Source organism: Corynebacterium sp. Marseille-Q4381 (assembly GCF_036881695.1).
Classification (GTDB): Bacteria; Actinomycetota; Actinomycetes; order Mycobacteriales; family Mycobacteriaceae; genus Corynebacterium.
In genome coordinates this window covers 76,060-96,203 of record NZ_JBAJNR010000003.1, presented here as the reverse complement: position 1 = coordinate 96,203, position 20,144 = coordinate 76,060, and the positions used below count along the sequence as shown (strand labels likewise).

General features: G+C 65.8%; 16 protein-coding genes and 2 tRNA genes. 16 read left to right on the top strand and 2 right to left on the bottom strand.

Annotated features, from left to right (window positions below; genetic code table 11):
- Window positions 1-20 precede the first annotated feature (20 nt).
- A complete protein-coding gene (gene ilvC / locus V6D40_RS03575) occupies window positions 21-1,034 on the top strand; it encodes a ketol-acid reductoisomerase (RefSeq protein ID WP_334288990.1) in 1,014 nt (337 codons plus the stop codon).
- A 247-nt stretch (window positions 1,035-1,281) separates the two neighbouring features.
- Here the strand turns inward: ilvC and V6D40_RS03570 are convergent, their stop codons facing one another.
- Window positions 1,282-1,737, bottom strand: coding sequence for a hypothetical protein (locus tag V6D40_RS03570; protein WP_334288989.1), 456 nt, complete (start codon window positions 1,735-1,737; stop codon window positions 1,282-1,284).
- A 226-nt stretch (window positions 1,738-1,963) separates the two neighbouring features.
- Between V6D40_RS03570 and V6D40_RS03565 the strand changes: the two genes are divergently transcribed.
- From V6D40_RS03565 to V6D40_RS03525, 9 genes are all read left to right on the top strand, one after another.
- Window positions 1,964-2,860, top strand: a complete 897-nt coding sequence (locus V6D40_RS03565) for a cation diffusion facilitator family transporter (RefSeq protein ID WP_334288988.1) — start codon at window positions 1,964-1,966, stop codon at window positions 2,858-2,860.
- 37 nt (window positions 2,861-2,897) lie between these two features.
- Window positions 2,898-4,667 carry a GmrSD restriction endonuclease domain-containing protein gene (locus tag V6D40_RS03560; protein WP_334288987.1) on the top strand — a complete coding sequence of 590 codons (1,770 nt, stop codon included), beginning with the start codon at window positions 2,898-2,900 and terminating at the stop codon, window positions 4,665-4,667.
- Window positions 4,657-5,547 (top strand): hypothetical protein, encoded by an 891-nt coding sequence (locus tag V6D40_RS03555; RefSeq protein ID WP_334288986.1) that lies wholly within the window; start codon window positions 4,657-4,659, stop codon window positions 5,545-5,547. The genes V6D40_RS03560 and V6D40_RS03555 overlap by 11 nt, the downstream gene beginning before the upstream one ends.
- Before the next feature lie 46 nt (window positions 5,548-5,593).
- Complete coding sequence (gene serA / locus V6D40_RS03550; protein ID WP_334288985.1) at window positions 5,594-7,177, top strand: phosphoglycerate dehydrogenase; 1,584 nt, start codon at window positions 5,594-5,596, stop codon at window positions 7,175-7,177.
- Window positions 7,178-7,294: 117 nt separating this feature from the next.
- Window positions 7,295-8,311: a 3-isopropylmalate dehydrogenase gene (locus V6D40_RS03545; RefSeq protein WP_334288984.1), complete on the top strand. Its 1,017-nt coding sequence runs from the start codon at window positions 7,295-7,297 to the stop codon at window positions 8,309-8,311.
- A 10-nt stretch (window positions 8,312-8,321) separates the two neighbouring features.
- Window positions 8,322-9,827: a cell wall-binding repeat-containing protein gene (locus V6D40_RS03540; protein ID WP_334288983.1), complete on the top strand. Its 1,506-nt coding sequence runs from the start codon at window positions 8,322-8,324 to the stop codon at window positions 9,825-9,827.
- Between the two features lie 56 nt (window positions 9,828-9,883).
- Window positions 9,884-11,746: a DUF294 nucleotidyltransferase-like domain-containing protein gene (locus V6D40_RS03535; protein ID WP_334288982.1), complete on the top strand. Its 1,863-nt coding sequence runs from the start codon at window positions 9,884-9,886 to the stop codon at window positions 11,744-11,746.
- Between the two features lies 1 nt (window position 11,747).
- The gene (locus tag V6D40_RS03530) at window positions 11,748-12,320 is read left to right on the top strand and encodes an exonuclease domain-containing protein (protein ID WP_334288981.1); all 573 of its coding nucleotides are present in this window, start codon (window positions 11,748-11,750) and stop codon (window positions 12,318-12,320) included.
- Between the two features lie 45 nt (window positions 12,321-12,365).
- Window positions 12,366-13,157, top strand: coding sequence for a fumarylacetoacetate hydrolase family protein (locus V6D40_RS03525; protein WP_334288980.1), 792 nt, complete (start codon window positions 12,366-12,368; stop codon window positions 13,155-13,157).
- Between the two features lie 21 nt (window positions 13,158-13,178).
- Here the strand turns inward: V6D40_RS03525 and V6D40_RS03520 are convergent, their stop codons facing one another.
- Entirely contained in the window at window positions 13,179-14,318 is a 1,140-nt protein-coding gene (locus V6D40_RS03520; protein ID WP_334288979.1) for an isochorismate synthase, read from the bottom strand.
- A gap of 124 nt (window positions 14,319-14,442) precedes the next feature.
- Between V6D40_RS03520 and V6D40_RS03515 the strand changes: the two genes are divergently transcribed.
- The 6 genes from V6D40_RS03515 (at window position 14,443) to V6D40_RS03490 (ending at window position 20,141) form a co-directional block, all read left to right on the top strand.
- Complete coding sequence (locus V6D40_RS03515) at window positions 14,443-15,474, top strand: alpha/beta hydrolase family esterase (RefSeq protein WP_334288978.1); 1,032 nt, start codon at window positions 14,443-14,445, stop codon at window positions 15,472-15,474.
- Between the two features lie 42 nt (window positions 15,475-15,516).
- Complete coding sequence (gene gltX, locus V6D40_RS03510) at window positions 15,517-17,010, top strand: glutamate--tRNA ligase (RefSeq protein WP_334288977.1); 1,494 nt, start codon at window positions 15,517-15,519, stop codon at window positions 17,008-17,010.
- A 126-nt stretch (window positions 17,011-17,136) separates the two neighbouring features.
- A tRNA-Gln gene (locus V6D40_RS03505) sits at window positions 17,137-17,208 on the top strand.
- A gap of 32 nt (window positions 17,209-17,240) precedes the next feature.
- A tRNA-Glu gene (locus tag V6D40_RS03500) sits at window positions 17,241-17,313 on the top strand.
- A gap of 144 nt (window positions 17,314-17,457) precedes the next feature.
- Window positions 17,458-18,522 carry an ABC transporter substrate-binding protein gene (locus tag V6D40_RS03495; RefSeq protein ID WP_334288976.1) on the top strand — a complete coding sequence of 355 codons (1,065 nt, stop codon included), beginning with the start codon at window positions 17,458-17,460 and terminating at the stop codon, window positions 18,520-18,522.
- Between the two features lie 74 nt (window positions 18,523-18,596).
- The gene (locus V6D40_RS03490; protein WP_334289100.1) at window positions 18,597-20,141 is read left to right on the top strand and encodes an ABC transporter permease; all 1,545 of its coding nucleotides are present in this window, start codon (window positions 18,597-18,599) and stop codon (window positions 20,139-20,141) included.
- Window positions 20,142-20,144 lie beyond the last annotated feature (3 nt).

Here is a 20,144-nt window from a genome sequence, read left to right as displayed (position 1 = left end):
GAAAGGTGAGTGTTCCACTCATGGCAATTGAAGTGCTGTACGACAACGACGCAGACCTGTCCATCATCCAGGGCAAGAAGGTCGCAATCATCGGTTACGGCTCCCAGGGCCACGCCCACGCGCAGAACCTGCGCGAGTCCGGCGTCGACGTCGTCGTTGGTCTCCGCGAGGGCTCCAAGTCCGCGGCCAAGGCGAAGGAAGCCGGCTTCGAGGTTAAGTCCAACGCCGACGCTGCCGCATGGGCCGACGTCATTATGCTGCTCGCTCCGGACACCTCCCAGGCTGAGATCTTCAAGAACGACATCGAGCCGAACCTGAAGGACGGCGACGCACTGTTCTTCGGCCACGGCCTGAACATCCACTTCAAGCTCATCGAGCCGGCCGAGGGCGTCACGGTTGCCATGGTCGCGCCGAAGGGTCCGGGCCACCTGGTCCGCCGCACCTTCGCCGACGGCAAGGGCGTTCCGTGTCTGATCGCAGTCGAGCAGGACCCGCAGGGCAACGGCCGTGACCTGGCGCTGTCATACGCGGCGGCAATCGGCGGCGCCCGCGCTGGCGTCATCCCGACCACTTTCGAGGCTGAGACCGTCACCGACCTGTTCGGCGAGCAGGCTGTGCTTTGCGGCGGCCTGGAGTACCTCATCACCAACGGCTTCGAGGTGCTGGTCGAGGCTGGCTACGAGCCGGAGATGGCGTACTTCGAGTGCCTGCACGAGATGAAGCTGATCGTCGACCTCATCTACGAAGGCGGCATCGCGAACATGAACTACTCCGTCTCCGACACGGCGGAGTTCGGCGGCTACCTCTCCGGTCCGCGCGTGATCGACGAGAGCGCCAAAGACCGCATGCGCGAGATCCTGAAGGACATCCAGGACGGCACCTTCACCCGGCGCTTGGTCAACAACGTCGAGAACGGCAACACCGAGCTCGAGGGCCTGCGCGCCGAGATCTCCCAGCACCCGATCGAGAAGACGGGCGCTGAGCTGCGCGACATGATGAGCTGGGTCAAGAACCCGCTCGATGAGACCGCGTAAGTAGCTCGCTCAACGCTGATCCCGCCGGCCACGTGGCCGGCGGGATTTTCGTCTGTCTGGGTACAAATGGTGTTGATGTCGGACGGTGATAGCGGGTAACTCGGTGCGGATCTAGCGTTTCCGCAGGTCGCTCACCGGCTGCTGCGGAGTTACCCGCTATCACCGAGAGTGGGGCGCGCAAAAAAATCCCCGCCACGGCCGAAACCGTAGCGGGGAAAGCGCCGCGCCTGCGAAGAGGCGCTAGCTGTTAGTTGGTCGCCGGCGCGACGGTGTCGGTGACGTCGACAACGGTGGTCTCGGTCAGGGTCTCGTCCGCAGCGGTCGGGGAGACGGTCTCAACACCGGACTCGACGGTGGTGGTCTCGTCGACAACCTCGGTCGCAGCAGTGGTGGTGGAGGAGGTGGTGTCGGTGTCGCCGTCGTTGTCGGAGAACAGGCTCCACAGCAGCCACAGCAGCAGCAGGGCAACGAGGATGCCGATCAGCCACTTCCACCAGCCGCCGCCGTTGTTGTTCTCCTCCGGGGTCACAGCGGTGGAGCCGGAGGTAGAGGTGGTGCGCTGGGTGGTGACGCGCTCGGTGGTCGGGGTGGTCTCGACGCGGCGGGAGGTCGACTCGTGGGAGAGGTTCGGGTCGACGTTCTTCGGGTCGACGTTCTTCGGGTCGATGTTGCGGGTCGGATCGTTCGGGTTAGGGGTAGTCATTGACTAGCTTCCTTTCGTAATAAATAATTCTGATTAGGAGCCAGCCGCGAGCTGGAACCTAGCCTTCGGTAAACCACGGTAGCAAAACTTTGAGAATTGAGAACGAGGCACGCCGACCTTTTGCTGCGCGCCCCGCTTGTTTTCCCAGCTCGTGGGGCGATACGGACCGAAGGGTTATTTTCAAATCTTTTTCAATAGTGATCATTCCGCCGTATACTCTGTTGCCATGAGTACAGGTCACCATCACCACCACGGCCCCAGCCAATCCACGCCGCTGCGCGCGCTGTCAGCCGCGCTCGCCGTCACCGGCGTGGTGTTTGTCGCCGAGCTGGTCGGCGGTTGGCTCTCCGGTTCTATGGCGCTGATGGCCGACGCAATGCACATGCTTTCCGACGCGGCGGGGTTGATCATTGCGGTGGTAGCGGTGATGGCGGGGCGTCGGCAAGCAACTGCCCAAGCAACCTACGGCTACCGCCGCATCGAGGTGCTAGCGGCGCTTGTGAACGCGGTGACAGTCATTGTGATTTCGGTCTTCATTGTTATTGAGGCGCTGCGGCGGTTGAAAGCGCCGGCGGATGTCGACGCGTCCACGATGCTGGTTATCGCGGTCATCGGACTTTTGGCGAACGCGCTGTCGGCGTTGATCCTCTCGCGCCACCGGGAAGCGTCAGTGAATGTCGAGGGCGCATTCCTGCACGTGGTGGTGGACATGCTTGGGTCGGTGGCGGTTATCGCCGCCGCTGTGGTCATTCGCGTTACTGGTTTTCGGGCAGCGGATGTGGTGGCGTCGCTTGTGATTGCGGTGCTGGTGATCCCGCGGGCGTGGCAGCTTTTAAGCAACTCCGCCAAAGTGCTCCTTGAACAGGTGCCTCACGGTTTCGACGTTGAGAGGGTGGAGCCGGCGCTTCGCGCCCTTGACGGGGTAGTCGGTGTCCACGATCTGCACCTGTGGTCGCTCGACGGTTCCCATGTGCTGGCCACGGTGCACCTCGTCGTGTCCGACGCCGCAGATGCCGGCGGGCTGTTGGACGACGCGCAGCACGCGCTCCGCAACCTCGGTGTCGACCACTCCACCATCCAGCTGGAACGCCCAGAGCACGTGGGCCACGAGAGGATTTGCTAGCCAGCTCGTGTTGGGGATGTGTTCTACAGTTTGAGGCATGGGGTTTACCACGCCGAGTTATTCACTGATTGATCTGTTCGCGCGCGCGGAACGCGGCGAGTTGCAGCTGCCGGATTTCCAGCGTGAGTACATCTGGGACGTCGATCGGATCCGCACGCTGATCACGTCCGTGCTGCGCGGCTACCCGGTCGGATCGTTTCTCGCGTTGGACACGCGCAACTCGCCGGTGCGTTTCCGGCCGCGCCCGCTTACCGGTATCGACGCGCACGGCACCCACCCGGGGCTTCTGCTTTTGGACGGGCAGCAGCGACTGACCTCCCTCTTCCACGCGTTCACCGGCGACGGCACTATCCCTACCGTTGATTACCGCGGCGAGCGGATTGAGCGCCGCTTTTTCGTGGACGTGCGCGCAGCTGTCGCTTCCGACCCGATGCCGGTGGAGTCCGTCTTCGCGGTTGACCTGGAGGGCAACGTCCGCTCCCACTTCGGCCCGGAGATCGACAGCGGTATCACCTCCCGGGAGGACATGCTCCGCTACGGCGTGGTGCCCGTCTCCCAGCTGTTGTGGCGCGAGGGTAGCGACCTGCTCATCGACATGGCCGCGGGCACGGACTGCGCCGAGATGCGCGAGGCGGTGAAGATCTTCCAAAACGGCGTGATGCGCACGCTGCCGGCCTACGACATTCCGGTGATCCGCGTTGAGCGCGCCACCTCGCAGGTCGGGGTGGGCCAGATTTTCGCCCACGCGAATTCCGCTGGCGTGCAGATGGACGTCTTTGATCTGCTCACCACGATGTTCGCCACGCAGGACGAGCATTTCGTGCTGGCAGAGCACTGGTCCGGTGTGGAAGCCCGTTTGCGCCAGCACCCGGCGCTCGACCGTATTGGCCGCGTCGAGTTTCTCCGCGCCCTTGCCATGCTGATCTCCAGCCGCCACGGCCAGGCAACCGGCCACCGCGGCGACATCCTCACCATTTCCTTGGAGGAGTACCGCGCCCACGCCGACGAGCTCGCGCACGCTTTCGAGCAGGCTGCTGATTTTCTCGCCGACCGCGCGATTCTCACCGCGGAGCAGGTTCCCTACGCGTCGCAAATTGTTCCGTTGGCCACGATCCTGGCCCGGCTGGCCGAGCACCCAGGCGCGCTGGACAACACCGACTCGCGCGACCGCCTTCACCGCTGGTTCTGGTCTGGCGTGTTCGGCGAGCTCTACGGGGCGCACTCGCCGACGATCCGCGCGGCACTCGACGTTGAGCAGGTCACGCCGTGGGTGCTGGGGGAGACTGACACCATGCCGCGCACCGTTGCCGATGCGCAGTTCAACGAGGAGCGCCTCCTTTCCGCCACGGAGGAAAGCGGCGTCTACCGCGGCCTCTTCGCGTTGTTGATGGCCCGCGGCGCGCGGGATTGGCGCACCGGCAAGCGTTTTGACAAGGACACGGCCGCTGAGCTGCAGCCGCGCTTTCACACCGTGTTCCCGCCGGTGTTTTGCGCCAGCATCGGCGCGGATCCGGACGTCGCCCGAAGCGTGCTCAACCGCACGCCGATGGGGCAGCGCACCGAGGCGGTCATCGAGAATAACGAGCCGAAGCGCTACCTGCCCAGGCTGCAGTCGAAATCGCTGCTCGACGACGCGGAGTTTGACCAGGTCATCGAGGGTCACGAGATCTCACCTGCAGACCTGGTTACTTCGGACTGGGAGGGCTTTGTTGCTTATCGACGCCGCCGTTTCATCTCCCTGATCGAATACGCGATGGACAAGCCGGTCATCCGGGATAGCGCGCCAGAGGAGCAGGATGGCGAGTAGGCGCGCCGCTTCCTGCTTGATGGCGCTGGCGGCGCTTGCCGCGCTCACAAGCTGCGCCGAGACGCGGGAGCTCAACCCGCTGGAGCGCGCAATCGCCACCAACGAATCCCGCCACGTGGCCGAGCGCTTCGAGGAGCGGCCCGTCGTGGTCGACGACACGCAAGGCGTTGCGTCGCTGCGCCTGTTCTTCAGCAACTCCGAAACGCTGGTTGTCAGCGACGCCACCGTTGAAGCGCAGCTGCGGGCTGCCTCGATTGCTGTTGCTGCGCACGCTCCGATGATTGTGTACGACCCGGCGCGGCACCAGGAGATCTCGCAGGAGGTGGAAAGGCTGCGCACCCACACCGTGCTGACCGTCGGCGACGTCTCGCTCGCGCGCACCTCCGGGCGCGTGCGGGTCTACCGCGATCCAGGCGGCCCCGCAGCGCTGGGGGTGATGATGGCCGTGCGGTTTAACCAGCGCCCGGTGTCGGACCCCGCGGACGCTGTCGCCGAGGTTGCGGCCCTCGACCCGCGCGATCCGACCTGGCTGCGGGCTACGTGGGCCGAGCCGGCGGTGATGAAGGGGGCAGAGGCGAAGCCGTTTCCCATCATGTCGCGCCGTGACGCGCAAATGGCCCCCGCGGTCGTCGCGACTGCGGAAAGTTCGATTGCGTCCGTCGCCAACGCGCGCAGCTTCGGCGCCGACGTGGTTGTGGTGGACGATCCCGACCCGCGGGCGTCAGAGGAGACGCTGTTCGCGATGGCGGGGCTGGCGGACCTCCCGCTTGTTGCGCTCGGGGCGCAGTTCGGTCCGGACGACAAGCTACGAGCGGAGATTATGCAGGCGGAAGAATCTTATTTGCTTGACGACGGGGCGGGGCCAACGCCAGCGCACTAATGTATCGGGGTAACTGTTCCTTTTACGTAATTGCAGGAGTGTCCCCGTGGCTAAACCCGTTGTCCTGATCGCCGACAAACTCGCCCAATCCACCGTCGAGGCTCTCGGAGATACCGTGGAGGTGCGCTGGGTTGACGGCCCGAACCGCGAGGAGCTGCTCGCCGCAGTGCCGGAGGCTGACGCGCTTTTGGTCCGCTCCGCGACTACCGTCGACCGCGAAGTGATCGAGGCCGCGCCGAAGCTGAAGATCATCGGCCGCGCTGGCGTTGGCTTGGACAACGTCGACATTGACGCCGCCACCGAACGCGGCGTGATGGTGGCCAACGCTCCGACGTCGAACATCCACTCCGCCTGCGAGCACGCGATTGCGCTGCTGCTGTCCACCGCCCGCCAAATCCCGGCCGCGGACAAGACGCTGCGCGACGGCGAGTGGAAGCGTTCCGCGTTCAAGGGCGTGGAGATCTACGGCAAGACGATCGGCATCGTGGGTTTCGGCCACATCGGCCAGCTGTTCGCGCAGCGCCTCAGCGCGTTCGAGACCACGATCATCGCCTACGACCCGTACGCCAACCCGGCCCGCGCCGCCCAGCTGGGCGTTGAGCTGGTGGAGCTGACTGACCTCATGGCGCGCGCCGACTTCGTTACCATCCACCTGCCGAAGACGAAGGAGACCGCCGGCATGTTCGACGCCGAGCTGCTCTCCAAGGCCAAGCAGGGCCAGATCATCATCAACGCCGCCCGCGGCGGTCTGGTGGACGAGCAGGCGCTCGCCGACGCGATCAAGGCCGGCCGCATCCGCGGCGCAGGCTTCGACGTGTTCTCAACCGAGCCGTGCACCGACTCGCCGCTGTTTGGTCTCGAGGAAGTCGTGGTGACCCCGCACCTGGGCGCGTCCACGGTGGAGGCGCAGGACCGCGCCGGCACCGATGTTGCCGACTCTGTGCTCAAGGCGCTGGCCGGCGAGTTCGTCGCCGACGCCGTCAATGTCACCGGGGGTCGCGTCGGCGAGGAGGTGGCCCGCTGGCTGGAGCTTTCCCGCAAGCTCGGCCTTCTTGCGGGCACCCTGCTTGACGACGCGCCGGTGGCGCTCAAGGTGACCGCCCGCGGGGAGCTGTCCACCGAGGACGTCGAAACCCTGGGCCTGTCCGCCGTCCGCGGCCTGTTCTCGGGCATCGTCTCGGACCCGGTGACCTTCGTTAACGCGCCTTCGATCGCCGAAGCCCGGGGATTGAGCTACTCCACCGCGACCGAGACCGAGGCGCGCGCGCACCGCAGCGCCCTCGAGGTCCAGGTGGTTGGCGCAGGCGGCGAAACCTCCACAGTGACCGGCGCTTTGACGGGCCTGGAGGGCGTGGAGAAGATCGTGCGCATCAACGGCCGCGGCGTGGACATGCGGGCTGAGGGCCGCAACCTCTTCTTCCGCTACACCGACACCCCGGGTGCGCTGGGCAAGGTGGGCTCCAAGCTTGGCGACGCTGGCATTAACATCGAGGCCGCCGCGCTCACCCAGACCACCAAGGGCGGCGGCGCGACCCTGATCCTGCGCGTGGAGTCCGAGGTGCCTGAGGAGCTCGAGCGCTCGATCGCGGAGTCCATTGACGCGCAGTCGGTCCAAATCGACCTGGACTAGTTCGAAGTACCGAACCGGCCCCCAGTTTCGTCCTCATTTGGCAGGGCGGCTGGGGGTTTACTGCTACCCTCAAGGCACACCTAACGATTCCATCCAGTAGGAAAGGCGTCTCATTTAATGAAAATCGCAGTGATCGCCGGCGACGGCATCGGCACCGAAGTCATGGCCGAGGGCCTGAAGGTCCTCCACACCGTCCGCGACGACGTGGAGACCACGGAGTACGACCTCGGCGCGCGCCGCTACCTGAAGAACGGGGAGTTGCTCACCGACGCTGACCTCGCCAGCCTGAAGGAGCACGACGCCATTCTTCTCGGTGCCGTCGGCGACCCGGAGCGTGTGCCGGCTGGCGTGCTCGAGCGCGGTCTGCTGCTGCCGCTGCGCTTCAAGCTCGACCACTACGTGAACTTGCGACCGTCGAGGCTCTATCCGACGTCGACGAGCCCGCTGGCAAACCCGGGCGACATCGACTTCGTCGTGGTCCGCGAGGGCACCGAGGGTCTCTACGCCGGCAACGGCGGCACGTTGCGCCAGGGCACGCCCCACGAGGTTGCCTCCGAGGTGTCGCAGAACACCTACCACGGTGTCGAGCGCGTGGTGCGCTACGCCTTCGAGCTGGCCATGACGCGCCGCAAGAAGGTCACGCTGGTGCACAAGACCAACGTGCTGGTCAACGCGGGCGGGCTGTGGCAGCGCGTGGTTGACGAGGTCGTGGCCGAGTTCCCAGAGGTTGAGGTCGACTACAACCACATCGACGCCGCGACGATCTACATGGTGCAAGACCCAGCGCGCTACGACGTGATCGTCACCGACAACCTGTTCGGCGACATCCTGACCGACCTCGCCGGTGCCGTGGCGGGCGGCGTGGGCCAAGCGTGCTCGGGCAACATCAACGCCGTGCGCGAGACGCCGTCAATGTTTGAGCCGGTGCACGGCTCCGCGCCGGACATTGCCGGCCAGGGCATCGCGGATCCGACCGCCATGATTTTGTCGGTTGCGATGATGCTTCGCTTCCTCGACGACGAGGACAACGCGGCGCGTATCGAGCAGGCTGTCGAGGACGACGTCGCCTCACGCGGCGGCTCGGCGGTCCGCACGGTGGAAGTCGGTGACCGGATCGCAGCCGCGCTGCGATAGATTCGAGCGCATGGCTTTCTCCCGCACCGCAATCGCTATCCTCACGTCCACTTCGCTGGTGCTCGCCGGCGGGCTCACGGCCTGCTCGTCCGGGCAAGGCATTGGCGGCGCCGACGCTGGTGCGGCGAGGGACGAAGAGAAGCGTCTTCCAATGGACGGCTCCGAGGTCATCCAGGACCCGGACGGCACCGGTGCGGAGGTCTCGCAGCGGTTCTTCGATACAGCCGAGACGGTAGTGGTCTCGGCGCCGGACCGCGACACCCAAATGCAGGCGGCTGCGGTCGCTATCTCGCTCGGTGCCCCGATGCTGGTCAAGCAGTCGGGCGCGGAAGAGGTGGTCGACGCAGAGGTGGAGCGCTTAGGCGCGTCGCGCGTCATCGAGCTGCCTGCCGCGGACGAGGACTACCTCGAGGAGATCGAGGCCGCCGGCACGGTGGAAAGCGCGGACCCGGCGGGCGACATCGCGGCGATCGCCGCGCAGGAAGCTGCCAACCCGGTCGATCTCGTGCTGCCCCCGGTGTTTGCCACGGCGGTGTCGTCGCGCGGTGCGGTCGCCACTGCTAAGGCCGCCGGCGCAGACGTCGATGTGTTGCGCGTCGCAGACCCGCGGGACACTCACGAGAGCATTCAGACTGTCACCTCGCAGGACACCATCGCCCTCGGGCGGCAGTGGGGCTCGAACGAGAACTACCAGTCGCGAGTAGCGCTGGCCGGCAACGGCGAGCTGCCCGGCGGCGGCGGTCTCGTCTTCCCGGGTCGGCGCATGGTCGCCCTCTACGGCCACCCCTACGGCCCAGAACTCGGCGTGATGGGGGAGCAGGACCCGGCGCAGGCCGCGGAGCTGGCCAAGCAGTACGCCTCCTGGTACGCGCCGCTGGACGACCAGCCGGTCATCCCAGCCTTCGAGGTCATTGTCACGGTCGCTTCGGAGTACCCCGGCGACGACGGCAACTACTCCAACGAAACCCCGGTGGAGGACATCGTCCCGTACGTCGACGCGATTCTTGAGGCGGGCGGCTACGCCGTGCTGGACTTGCAGCCGGGCCAGGGAAGCTTCCTGGAGCAGGCGAAGATGTATGAGGACCTGCTGAAGCGGCCCAACGTGGGCCTCGCCCTGGACGCGGAGTGGAAGCTCAACCCCGGTGAGGCGCCGTTGTCACGCATCGGCTCTGCCACCGCCGAGGAGATTAACGTGGTCGCGGACTGGCTCGCGGGTCTCGTGCGCGACAACAACCTGCCCCAGAAGCTGCTGATCCTCCACCAGTTCCAACTTGCCATGTACCCGGACCGGGAAAACATCCGCACCGGCCAGCCCGAACTCGCGTGGGTACTCCACGCCGACGGCCACGGTGTGCCGGAGCAGAAGTTCGACACCTGGAACGTGCTGCGCGAGGGCCTCGACCCGAACTACTACATGGCGTGGAAGAACTTCATCGACGAGGACACCCCAACCTTTACGCCGGAGGAGACCTACAACACGGTTAACCCGCGCCCCTGGTTCGTCAGCTACCAGTAGCGGGCTGTCTTCCAAAAACCCGGTTGCGCCTGGCTCTGGCGCGCTAGTGTTGGCCCATGTCAGTCGAACTCGACGAGGTCTACCGGTTCATCGCCGCGCATGAGCCGTTCACCCACCTGCCCGACGACACGCTGCGCGCCCTGCCGGCCAAGATGGGCATCACCTACGTTCGGCGCGGCGACGCCGTCGTGTCACCAGGCGAGCGCAACGACTCGCTCTACATCATCCGCTCCGGCGCCGTGGACATCGTGGGCGACAACAACACGCTGCTGGACAGGCGCGGCGAAGGACTCAACTTCGGCTACTCCACACTCGTGGGCGAGCCCGAGTCGCGCTACCTCATGCAGGCGGTGGAAGACAGCGTCCTGATGATCCTGCCGCGGCAGGCGTTCGACGAGCTGCTCGCCGCGCACCCGGACATGCACCGCTTCTTCCAGACGGCGTCGCGCCGGGTTCGAGCCGCCGCGCAAGAGGTGGAGGACCTGGGCTCGGCCGACGTGCTGCGCACACCGGTCAGCGATGTTGCGGCGGCGCGGGCGCTCGTGACCTGCGGGCCCGACACGGCGATTGCCGCAGCCGCCCAGTTGATGGAGGACAGCTGCGTCTCGTGCCTGGTTGTCGACGGGGGAGAGGAGCTTGGCATCCTCACCGACCGCGATCTGCGCGCACGCGTGGTGGCGCGGCGGGTGGACCCGGACCGCCCGGTGTCGGAGGTGATGACGACACCTGTGCTCACTATCGACGGTGGCGCGCTCGTCTTCGAGGCTGTGCTTGCGATGAGCGAGGCGGGCATCCACCACCTGCCGGTGAGAAGCGACGACGCCATCACCGGTGTTATCAGCTCCTCCGACTTCATGCGGCTGTTGCAGACGGACCCGATCTACCTCGCCGCGGATGTGGGGCGGGCCAGCTACGACGAGCTCGCCGGAGCGTACCAGCGGGCGGTGGCGGTGGCGGTGCGGTTCTTCGAGCGCGGCGCGTCCGCGGCGGAGGCGCAGCGGTTGCTCACCGCGATTGCGGATGCTGTGGCGCGGAGGTTGGTTGAGGTGGGCGTCGACAAGCTTGGTGCCCCTCCCGTTCCCTTTGCCTTTGTCGCTGTTGGGTCGCAGGCCAGGTCCGAGATGGGTCCCGCGTCCGACCAGGACAACGCGCTGGTGCTGGCGGATTCCTTTGACCCGGACACGCACGGCGAATACTTCGCACATCTTGGCCAGTTTATCTGCCAGGGTCTCGCGCACGCGGGGCAGGCGCTGTGCCCGGGCGAGATGATGGCGTCGAACCCTGCGTGGCGGATGACGGCGTCGCAGTGGGCGGCGGCGTTCCACGGCTGGGTGACCGCGCCGGACCCGAACGCGCTGCTGCACGCGCAGGTGTTCTTCGACTTCCGGGCGGTCGCCGGCGCTGGCGAGGGGTGGCGCGAGATGGCCGACGGCATACGCAAGGCGGCGCTTTCCTCGGCCCGCGGTTCGAAGCGCCTGCACACGCACCTCGCGGCGCTGGCTACCTTCCGCGAGCCGCCGATCGGCATCTTCCGCGGGTTCGTGGTGGAGCGCAGCGGCGAGTACGCGGCAACGCTCGACATCAAGCGCGGCGGCACGGCGGCGGTGGTGCAGATGGCGCGGCTCTACGCGCTGACCGCGGGCGTGGACGAGGTAGAGACTGACGCGAGACTGCGCGCGGCGGCCGGGTCGACGGTGTCGGAGAAGGGGGCGGCGGACCTGCTCGACGCCTACACGTACCTTTCCGACGCCGCGATGCGCCACCAGGCCGCGCAAGTTCGCGCAGGTGAGGCGCCGAATTACCACATCGACCCGAAGCAGCTGCCGGAGCGGGACAAGGCCGCGCTTCGCGACGCGTTCGGCGTGATCAAGTCCATGCAAAACGGCCTGGCCAACAAGTACCCGACACGGGCGGTGTGACGTGCTCGGGTTTTTCAAGGGCAAGGGCTTGCTTGACGACGCACCCCTCCTCTCCGTCGACGTCGAAACGACAGGGCTCAAACCGGGCCGCGACGCGCTCGTCTCCATCGGCTGGGTGCCCGTGCGCGGCAGAGTCATCGACCTGTCGCAAGCCGAGTACCACATTCTTTCTGGCGTGCGCATCGGAGAATCGGCCGTGATCCACGGGGTCACCGACGACGACGTGGCGCGCCTCGGCGTGGACCACTCGCTGGTTTTGGAGCGCCTCGACGCGGCACTTGGCGGCCACCGCCTGCTTGCCCACTTCGCCCAGATGGAAACCGGGTTCATCACCCAGCTTTACCGGGACCAGTGGGGGGTGAAGAAGAAGTGGGGGGCGAACGAGGTGCTGGACACGATGGAGATGGAGCGGCGCCACATGGAGCGGATGGGCACGTACCCGCGGGGCGAAGACCTGCGGCTCGCGCGCGTGCGCCAGCGCTACAACCTGCCCGCGTACCGCAACCACAACGCGCTGACTGACGCGATCGCGTGCGCCGAGCTCTACCTCGCTCTGACGGCAAACAAGCGCTGAGAAAACGTGACTCGCGCCACGTACAAGTCTGTATGCTTTTGAACCATGCGTTTTGGACGAATTGCAACACCAGACGGGATGACGTTCGCGGTGATCGATGACGAGGGCGTGAGCGCGAAAGCGATCGCTGGCACCCCGTTCACGGACCCCGAGTACACCGGCAAAGAGTACAAGCTTGAAGACGTGAGGCTGCTCGCGCCGACCCTGCCGAGCAAGATCGTCGCAGTCGGCCGCAACTACGCCGACCACGTCGCCGAAGTGTTCAAGGAGTCCGCCGAGCACCTGCCGCCGACAATCTTCATCAAACCGTCGACCGCAGTTGTTGGCCCTGGGGCGCCGATCCGCATCCCGGACTTCGCCACCGGCGTGGAGTTCGAGGGCGAACTGGCCGTCGTCTTCGGCGTGCCCTGCAAAAACGTCAAGGCTGAAGAATGGCGCTCGGTGGTGCGCGGCGTGACCATCATCAACGACGTCTCCTCGCGCGACCTGCAGTTCGCCGACGGCCAGTGGGCCCGCGCCAAGGGCATTGACACCTTTGGTCCGCTCGGCCCGTGGATTGAGACGGATCTGGACAAGTTCGACTTCTCCGACCTGCCGATCAAGGCCCACCTCACCCACGACGGTGTGACCGAGACCAAGCAGGACTCGAATTCGAACCAGATGATTCTGAACATAGGCCAGATGGTGGAGTGGGTCACGCAGTCCTTCACCATGCTGCCGGGCGACGTCATGGCCACCGGCTCGCCCGCGGGAACCGCGAAGATGGTGCCGGGCGATTTCATCGAGGTTGAGATCCCGGGCATCGGCAAGCTGGGCAACCCGGTCGAATCCGCCTAGGCAGACTGTAGAGCTTGGGCGCTACAGCCCGAGTGCGCGCAGCATAGTGCGGAGCTTGGCCGAGGTTTCCTCCAGCTCGGACTCGGGATCGGAATCGGCGGTGAGGCCGCCGCCAGCCCACGCGCGGGCGGTTCGGCCCTCGCCGTCAACCTCGGCGCAGCGGATCGCCACCATGTATTCGCCGTCGCCGTCGGCGCTGGTGTAGCCCACTGCGCCCGCGTAGAAGCCACGTTCCGATTCCGCAGTGGTGATCAGCGCCTCGGCCGCGGACACAGGTGTACCGCACACGGCTGGGGTGGGGTAGAGCAGCGACGCGAGTTCGAGCGCGCTGGGGGCGGGATCTTTCAGCGTGCCCTCGATCGGTGTGGCGAGGTGCCACATTTCGTTGGTCTTGGTCAGCATCGGTGCCTGGGGCACGGCCAGCTCGGTGCACAACGGGGCGAGGCGCGCGCGGATGTGGTCGACCACAAAGGCGTGCTCGTCCAAATCCTTCGCCGACTGCGAAAGGGCAGTGCCGGCAGCGAGGTCGGCTTGGGGGTCGCCGGTCACACGCGCTGCCGACCCGGCCAGCGGGAACGAGGTGACGCGGTTGCCCTGCCGTTTTACCAGCACCTCCGGGGAGGAGCCGACGAGGAAGTGACCGCGTCGCCCGGCGGGCGTGAGATCGGCGATGAAACCGTCGCGCGCCGCCGAGAGCTCGATCAAGCGCGCCGCGACCAGGCGGGGGTCGACTGGGGGATCGAAGGCGATGTCCACGGCGCGGGCGAGGACAACCTTGTCCAGCGACGAGCGGCGGATGGTCGACACCGCGGCTTCAACCCGGCGCAGGTGCTCCGCCGGCGAGGGGTCGAAGCCCGCGATTGAAGCGGAAAGCAGCGACCCCGGTCCGTGCGTGTAGTAGGGGTGCGGCGTCAGCGCGCCGGCTTCGGCGATGACCCGCTGCGGGACTGTGAGCGCCGCGGAGCAGGCCTGCTCGAACGGTAGCGCTCCCACAATCATTGCTGCGTCGCCTTGGCGCAGCGCTTCGACCGCATCCTCGACCTTGTTAAACGTCGCTGAGCTGCCCTGTGTGCGCACCGATCCCGATTGCCGCGAGAGCAGGAAATCGGGAGCGGAGTCGGGGCGGGCCGGTGCAGAAGCGGACTGGGGGGCGGGTGACACGGTGAATCAGTGTAACTTGCGGTGCGGTGTCGCAGGCGTGTGCTTCCGGTTGTTGCTCGCTGAGCGCTGCAGTACTGTTACGTGTGTTATTCCTGTGACTGTTGCTGGGGAAGGGTACCCGCTCTTGAACGCTCGATTTACACGCGCACTCGCGCGCGTCGCCACGGCCATTGCTCTTGTGTCCGGTACCGTGGCCCCCGCGCAGGCGCAGGACTTGTCGTCGCAGATCGCCCGCGATGCCAACGCAGCAATTGGCCAAGCTACGGCAGAGTGGAACAAGTTTGTCCAGATGGCGAATGACTCTCTGCCGGCTGGTTCCTCCCTGCCGGGTGCTCCAGCGCCGGCTCCCATCCCCGCGCCGGCTCAGGTTGGCCCGTGGCGTCAACAAGCACCTGCTCCCGTTGCCAACGGAAGCAACGGCGAGATCTGGGCCGCCGGTCGCAGCTACCTGATCTGGGTCCCGCGCAACTACAACCCGGCAAACCCGACCCCGGTGATGGTCGGCTACTCGGCGTACCAGGACTCCACCGAAAACTTCCGCAACTACTCCCGCCTGCGCGAATCCTCCGTCGGCCGCGACGCAATCATCGTGTACCCTCGCGCAATCGGCGCCTCTTGGGAGGGCTCGCCGACCGCGGCGACCGGCCCGGGCCAAGACATCGCGTTTGTGCGGGCCATGATCGATGACGTACAGCGCTACTACAACATCGACCGCCGCCGCATCTACGCCACCGGCATGTCCACCGGCGGCGGCATGGCTGCGGTCTCCGCGTGCCACATGGCGGACCTCTTTGCGGGTGTCGCGGGCGTATCCGGTGCTTACTATGCGCCGGTGAACATGGGGTGCCAGAACATTCCGGTCGCGTTCATGGCCATCCACGGCATGAGCGACGGGCTCACCCCGTACTACGGCACCATCCGCCGAGGCCAGCGCGTGATCCCGGTGCCGGAGATGTTCGTGTCGTACGAGCGCCGCAACCGCTGCGCCGGCGCCGTCGACCGCGCGCCGGTGGGCAGCAACGCCACGCGGGTTTCTGCCCGCGGCTGCGCCAAGGGCGTCGAGGTGATCCAGGTCCACGGCTCGAACCACTTCTGGTGGTACTCGCCGTCGGCGGCAGACGAGATGTGGGCGTTCCTTTCCCGCCACTCGAAGTAGCGGGTCGTTGCCGCGCATTTCCCGGCCTGTAGCATCAAGGCTATGACTCAAGCTGGAACAATGCGCGTTCGATTCTGCCCCTCACCAACCGGCACCCCCCACGTCGGCATGGTCCGCACAGCCCTGTTCAACTGGGCGCAGGCCCGCCACAGCGGGGGAACGTTTGTTTTCCGCATCGAGGACACCGACGCCGCGCGCGACTCCGAGGACTCGTACCAGGCGATCATCGACTCGCTGAACTGGCTCGGAATGACCTGGGACGAGGGCGTTGTCACTGGCGGCCCGCACGAGCCGTACCGCCAGTCGCAGCGCATGGACATCTACAAAGATGTCCTGAACAAGCTGATTGAGGCGGGCGAGGTGTACCCGGCGTACTCGACGAACGAGGAAGTGGCGGAGCGGCACAAGGCCGCCGGCCGCGATCCGCAGCTGGGTTACGACAACTACGACCGGGACTTAAGCGACGAGCAGATCGCCGCGTTCGAGGCGGAGGGCCGCAAGCCGGTGTGGCGTCTGCGCATGCCGGAGCAGGACTGGACCTGGAACGACCTGGTCCGTGGCGAGGTGACCTTCAAGTCCGAAACGCAGCCGGACTACGTGGTTGCCCGCTCGAACGGCGCGCCGCTCTACACACTGGTCAACCCTGTCGACGACGCGCTGATGGGCATCACCCACGTGCTCCGCGGCGAGGACCTGCTTTCGTCCACCCCGCGCCAGATGGCGCTGTACGAGGCACTCAAGCGCATTGGCGTCGCGGACTTCACCCCGGAGTTCGGCCACCTGCCGTTCGTGATGGGGCAGGGCAACAAGAAGTTGTCCAAGCGCGACCCGGAATCGAACCTGTTCAACCACCGCGACAACGGCATCATCCCGGAGGGCATGATCAACTACCTCGCGCTGCTGGGATGGTCGCTGTCTGCGGATAAGGACATCTTCAGCGTCGAGGAGTTCGTCGGCGCCTTTGACGTCTCCGACGTGCTGGGCAACCCGGCCCGGTTCGACCAGAAGAAGCTGGAGGCAATCAACGCCGACCACATCCGCCTGCTTGAGCCGGAGGACTTCAAGAACCGGCTGCGCGCGTACCTGACCGAATACACCGATTTCCCGGCCGACTACCCGGATGAGAAGTTCGCGGTCGCAGCGGACCTGGTGCAAACGCGCATCAAGGTGCTTTCCGACGCCTACGGGCTACTGAAGTTCCTCGTGACCGCCGACGAAGACCTCGTCCTAGACGACAAGGCCGCGAAGAAAAACCTGAAGGAAGCGGCGGTTGCCCCACTCGATGCTGGTATCGCCGCGCTCGAAGCGATCAGCGAGGACGAGTGGAAGACCGAAGCTATCGAGGCGGCGCTCAACCAGGCGCTGATCACCGACCTCGGGCTGAAGCCGCGCGTCGCTTTCGGCGCACTGCGCGTCGGCATCTCCGGAGAGGCGGTCTCTCCGCCGCTGTTCGAGTCCATGGAGCTGCTCGGACGCGACTCGACCCTGGCCCGCCTTCGTTCGGCTCGTGAGCAGACCCCGTTCGCGGCGGAATAATCGCCGGGTAATCACACCGTTGTGACTCGGCCGAATTGTCCTTTGAGCTGGCGATTTGGTCGTGTTTGCGGTCTGTGGTTATAGTGTTCAACGTTGTTCAGCGAGCGCAAGTCGCTGGAAAACGAATGGCCTATGGTGTAATTGGCAACACTACGGTTTCTGGTACCGTCATTCTAGGTTCGAGTCCTGGTAGGCCAGCGACAAGATCGAAACGTTGATCTTGGTCCTTTGCCCCGTTCGTCTAGCGGCCTAGGACGTCGCCCTCTCACGGCGGTAACACGGGTTCAAATCCCGTACGGGGTACAACAAGCCTCCGGCGCATCTGCTCCACGCAGAAGCCCGGAGGTTTTTTCTTTTCGTCAGCTCGCCCCCTGCTCGGCGCGCGCGTGCGGGGCAACGGTGTTACTTTTGGCTGAGCCTTAGTTCACCTGACGCAAGGAGACCCCCATGAGCTTCCTCAACAAGTCCCTCTCTGCCGCCGCAATCTTCGGCACCGCCGCGCTCACGCTGGTGGGGTGCTCCGAGCCGTCCGCAGACAACTCCGCGACGACTGCGGCCAACGACGGCGCGACCACCGCCGCCGCCTCCGGAGAGAAGACTGTGCTGACCCTCTACACCTCCGAGCCGGAGGAGAAGGTCGACGAGATCAACCGCGCGTTCCAGGAGGAGAACCCGGACGTCGAGGTCCAGGTGTACCGCGCCGGCACTGGCGATCTGAAGGCCCGCATCGAGGCTGAGCGCACCTCCGGCAAGGTCGAGGCTGACCTGATCTGGGCGGCCGATGCCCCGACGTTCGAGGGTTTTAAGAGCGACGACCTTTTGAGCGAGTTCGACAGCGTCGAGACCGGCGATGTCCTCGAGGAAGTGGTTGACCCGGACGGGTTCTATGTGGGCACCCGCCTGATCCCGACCGTTATCGCCTACAACACCGACGTCGTCGACCAGGCTGACGCTCCGGCGTCGTGGGCTGACCTCACCGACGAGAAGTACATGGACAAGATCGTCATGCCGGACCCGGCCGTCTCCGGTGCAGCCGCCTTCAACGCGACTGTGTGGATGAACGACGACAAACTCGGCGAGGCGTGGGTGACCGACCTCGGCGCAAACCACCCGATGATCGCCGCATCCAACGGCCCGACCTCCCAGGAGATCGCTTCTGGCGGCCACCCGGTGGGCGTCGTCGTCGACTACCTGGTGCGCGACCTCGCAGCGAAGGGCTCCCCGATCAAGGAGGTTTACGCCACCGAAGGCTCGCCGTACATCACCGAGCCGATCGCCGTGTTCAAGGATTCGGAGCACAAGGACGCCGCGCAGCGCTACATCAACTTCATCCTGTCTGAGAAGGCCCAGAAGATCGCCGTCGAGCAGAACTACCTGCCGGTGATCGAGTCTGTCGGCACCCCGGGCGACGCGCCGAAGCTCAGCGACATCGCGCTGATGAGCACCGACCTGGAGACCCTGACCAAGGACCGCCAGCGCTCGGTGGACTTCTTCCAGAACGCGATGAACTAGGTTCACGCGTGACCAAACGATTCTCGCCGGGTATCGGCCTCGCCCGCATTGGGGTATGGCTGATTGCCGCGGCGATGTTTCTTGCCCCGCTCGCCATGGTGGTGTCGCTGGCGCTCGGGGGCAACCAGTTTCCGGTGCTGGTTGAGCAGGGCCTGGGCAAGGCGACGTGGAACTCCGTCTACACCACGCTGCTGTCGTCCGTCGGCGCTGTCGTTGTGGGCGGGACGATTGCGATCCTGCTTGAGCGCACCGACGTGGCCGGCGCGACCGCGCTGCGGTTGTTCCTGCTGTCCCCGCTGCTTGTGCCGCCGTTCGTCGGGGCGATCTCGTGGCTGCAGCTGTTCGGGCGCAACCAGGGACTCAACGCGGTCTTCGGCCGCCCCATCTGGGACATCTACGGCGCCGACGGCATCATCTTCCTGATGGTTTTGCATTCGTACCCGGTGGTGTACGTCATCGTGTCCGCGGCGTTGCGCTCCATTCCATCCGATCTGGAGCTGGCGGCGCGCGTGAGCGGGGCGGGCAGCGGCACGGTGCTGAAGACCGTCACCATTCCGCTGCTGGGCCCGGCGCTACTGAGCGCGTTTACCCTGACGGCAGTATCCAACCTGGCAGATTTCGGTATTCCCTCGATCCTTGGCTCGCCTGTGCGGTTCGAAACGCTTGCCACCATGGTCTACCGGTTTATGGAATCGGGGACGGTGGCCAACCCGCTGCAAGTGGTGTCGACAGTCGGCGCGGTGCTGATGATCCTCGGAATCGGGGCTGTGGTCGCTGACTACGCGGTGTCGCGGCGCGCCACGTCGACCGTCTCCGGCGGCGGCACCATGAAACTCTCACTCGGCTCGGCCAAGTGGCCCGTGTCCGTGGTTGCCTGGGTGCTGGCACTAGCGCTGACGCTTGGACCGCTGCTCGGCTTGACCTACCGCGCGCTGCTACCGGCGCCCGGTGTGCCGTTCACGATGGAGAATATCTCGTTGGACAACTTCCAGCGCACCCTGGCCAATCCGCGCGTGCGCGAGGGGTTCGGCAACTCTGTCACGCTCGCACTTGGGGCAGCGCTAGCGTGCGGCGTCCTGGGCTGGATGATCGGTATTTTGGTAACGCGCACCAGGGCGCGGTCGAACACGGCGCTCAGTTTGATCACGCTCCTGCCGTCGGCGCTACCGGGGTTGATCATCGGCGTCGGCTGGGTGATCGTCGGCCGCTACACCGGCATGTACAACACCCGCTGGATCATTCTCGCCGCCTACGTCTGCGCGTTTACGGCCATGGTGCTGCAGGCGGTGCGCGCGCCGCTGGCGAAGATCCCGGCGGCGGTGGAGGAGGCCGCGCAAATCTCCGGTGCGGGCCGGTTGCGCGCCGTGTGGGACACCAGCGGCCGGATGGCGCTGCCCGCGGTGTTCTCCGGCGCGGTCCTTGTGGCGGTGACCGCAGTGCGCGAGCTGACTGTATCCATCCTCTTGGTCGCGCCCGGCACCACCACCATTGGTGTGCAGCTGTTTAACCTGCAGCAGTCAGGCAACTATAACCAGGCGTCCGCACTCGCCCTGATGTTCGCGGTGATCGGTATCGCGGCGCTGGCGTTAACCGTGCGAAACCCCGGCAAGAACGCGTAAGGA

Coding starts and splice junctions, on each gene's coding strand:
- ilvC (WP_334288990.1), top strand. CDS start 21: ATGGCAATTGAAGTGCTGTACGACAACGACGCAGACCTGTCCATCATC.
- V6D40_RS03570 (WP_334288989.1), bottom strand. CDS start 1,737: ATGACTACCCCTAACCCGAACGATCCGACCCGCAACATCGACCCGAAG.
- V6D40_RS03565 (WP_334288988.1), top strand. CDS start 1,964: ATGAGTACAGGTCACCATCACCACCACGGCCCCAGCCAATCCACGCCG.
- V6D40_RS03560 (WP_334288987.1), top strand. CDS start 2,898: ATGGGGTTTACCACGCCGAGTTATTCACTGATTGATCTGTTCGCGCGC.
- V6D40_RS03555 (WP_334288986.1), top strand. CDS start 4,657: ATGGCGAGTAGGCGCGCCGCTTCCTGCTTGATGGCGCTGGCGGCGCTT.
- V6D40_RS03545 (WP_334288984.1), top strand. CDS start 7,295: ATGAAAATCGCAGTGATCGCCGGCGACGGCATCGGCACCGAAGTCATG.
- V6D40_RS03540 (WP_334288983.1), top strand. CDS start 8,322: ATGGCTTTCTCCCGCACCGCAATCGCTATCCTCACGTCCACTTCGCTG.
- V6D40_RS03535 (WP_334288982.1), top strand. CDS start 9,884: ATGTCAGTCGAACTCGACGAGGTCTACCGGTTCATCGCCGCGCATGAG.
- V6D40_RS03525 (WP_334288980.1), top strand. CDS start 12,366: ATGCGTTTTGGACGAATTGCAACACCAGACGGGATGACGTTCGCGGTG.
- gltX (WP_334288977.1), top strand. CDS start 15,517: ATGACTCAAGCTGGAACAATGCGCGTTCGATTCTGCCCCTCACCAACC.
- V6D40_RS03495 (WP_334288976.1), top strand. CDS start 17,458: ATGAGCTTCCTCAACAAGTCCCTCTCTGCCGCCGCAATCTTCGGCACC.
- V6D40_RS03490 (WP_334289100.1), top strand. CDS start 18,597: ATGTTTCTTGCCCCGCTCGCCATGGTGGTGTCGCTGGCGCTCGGGGGC.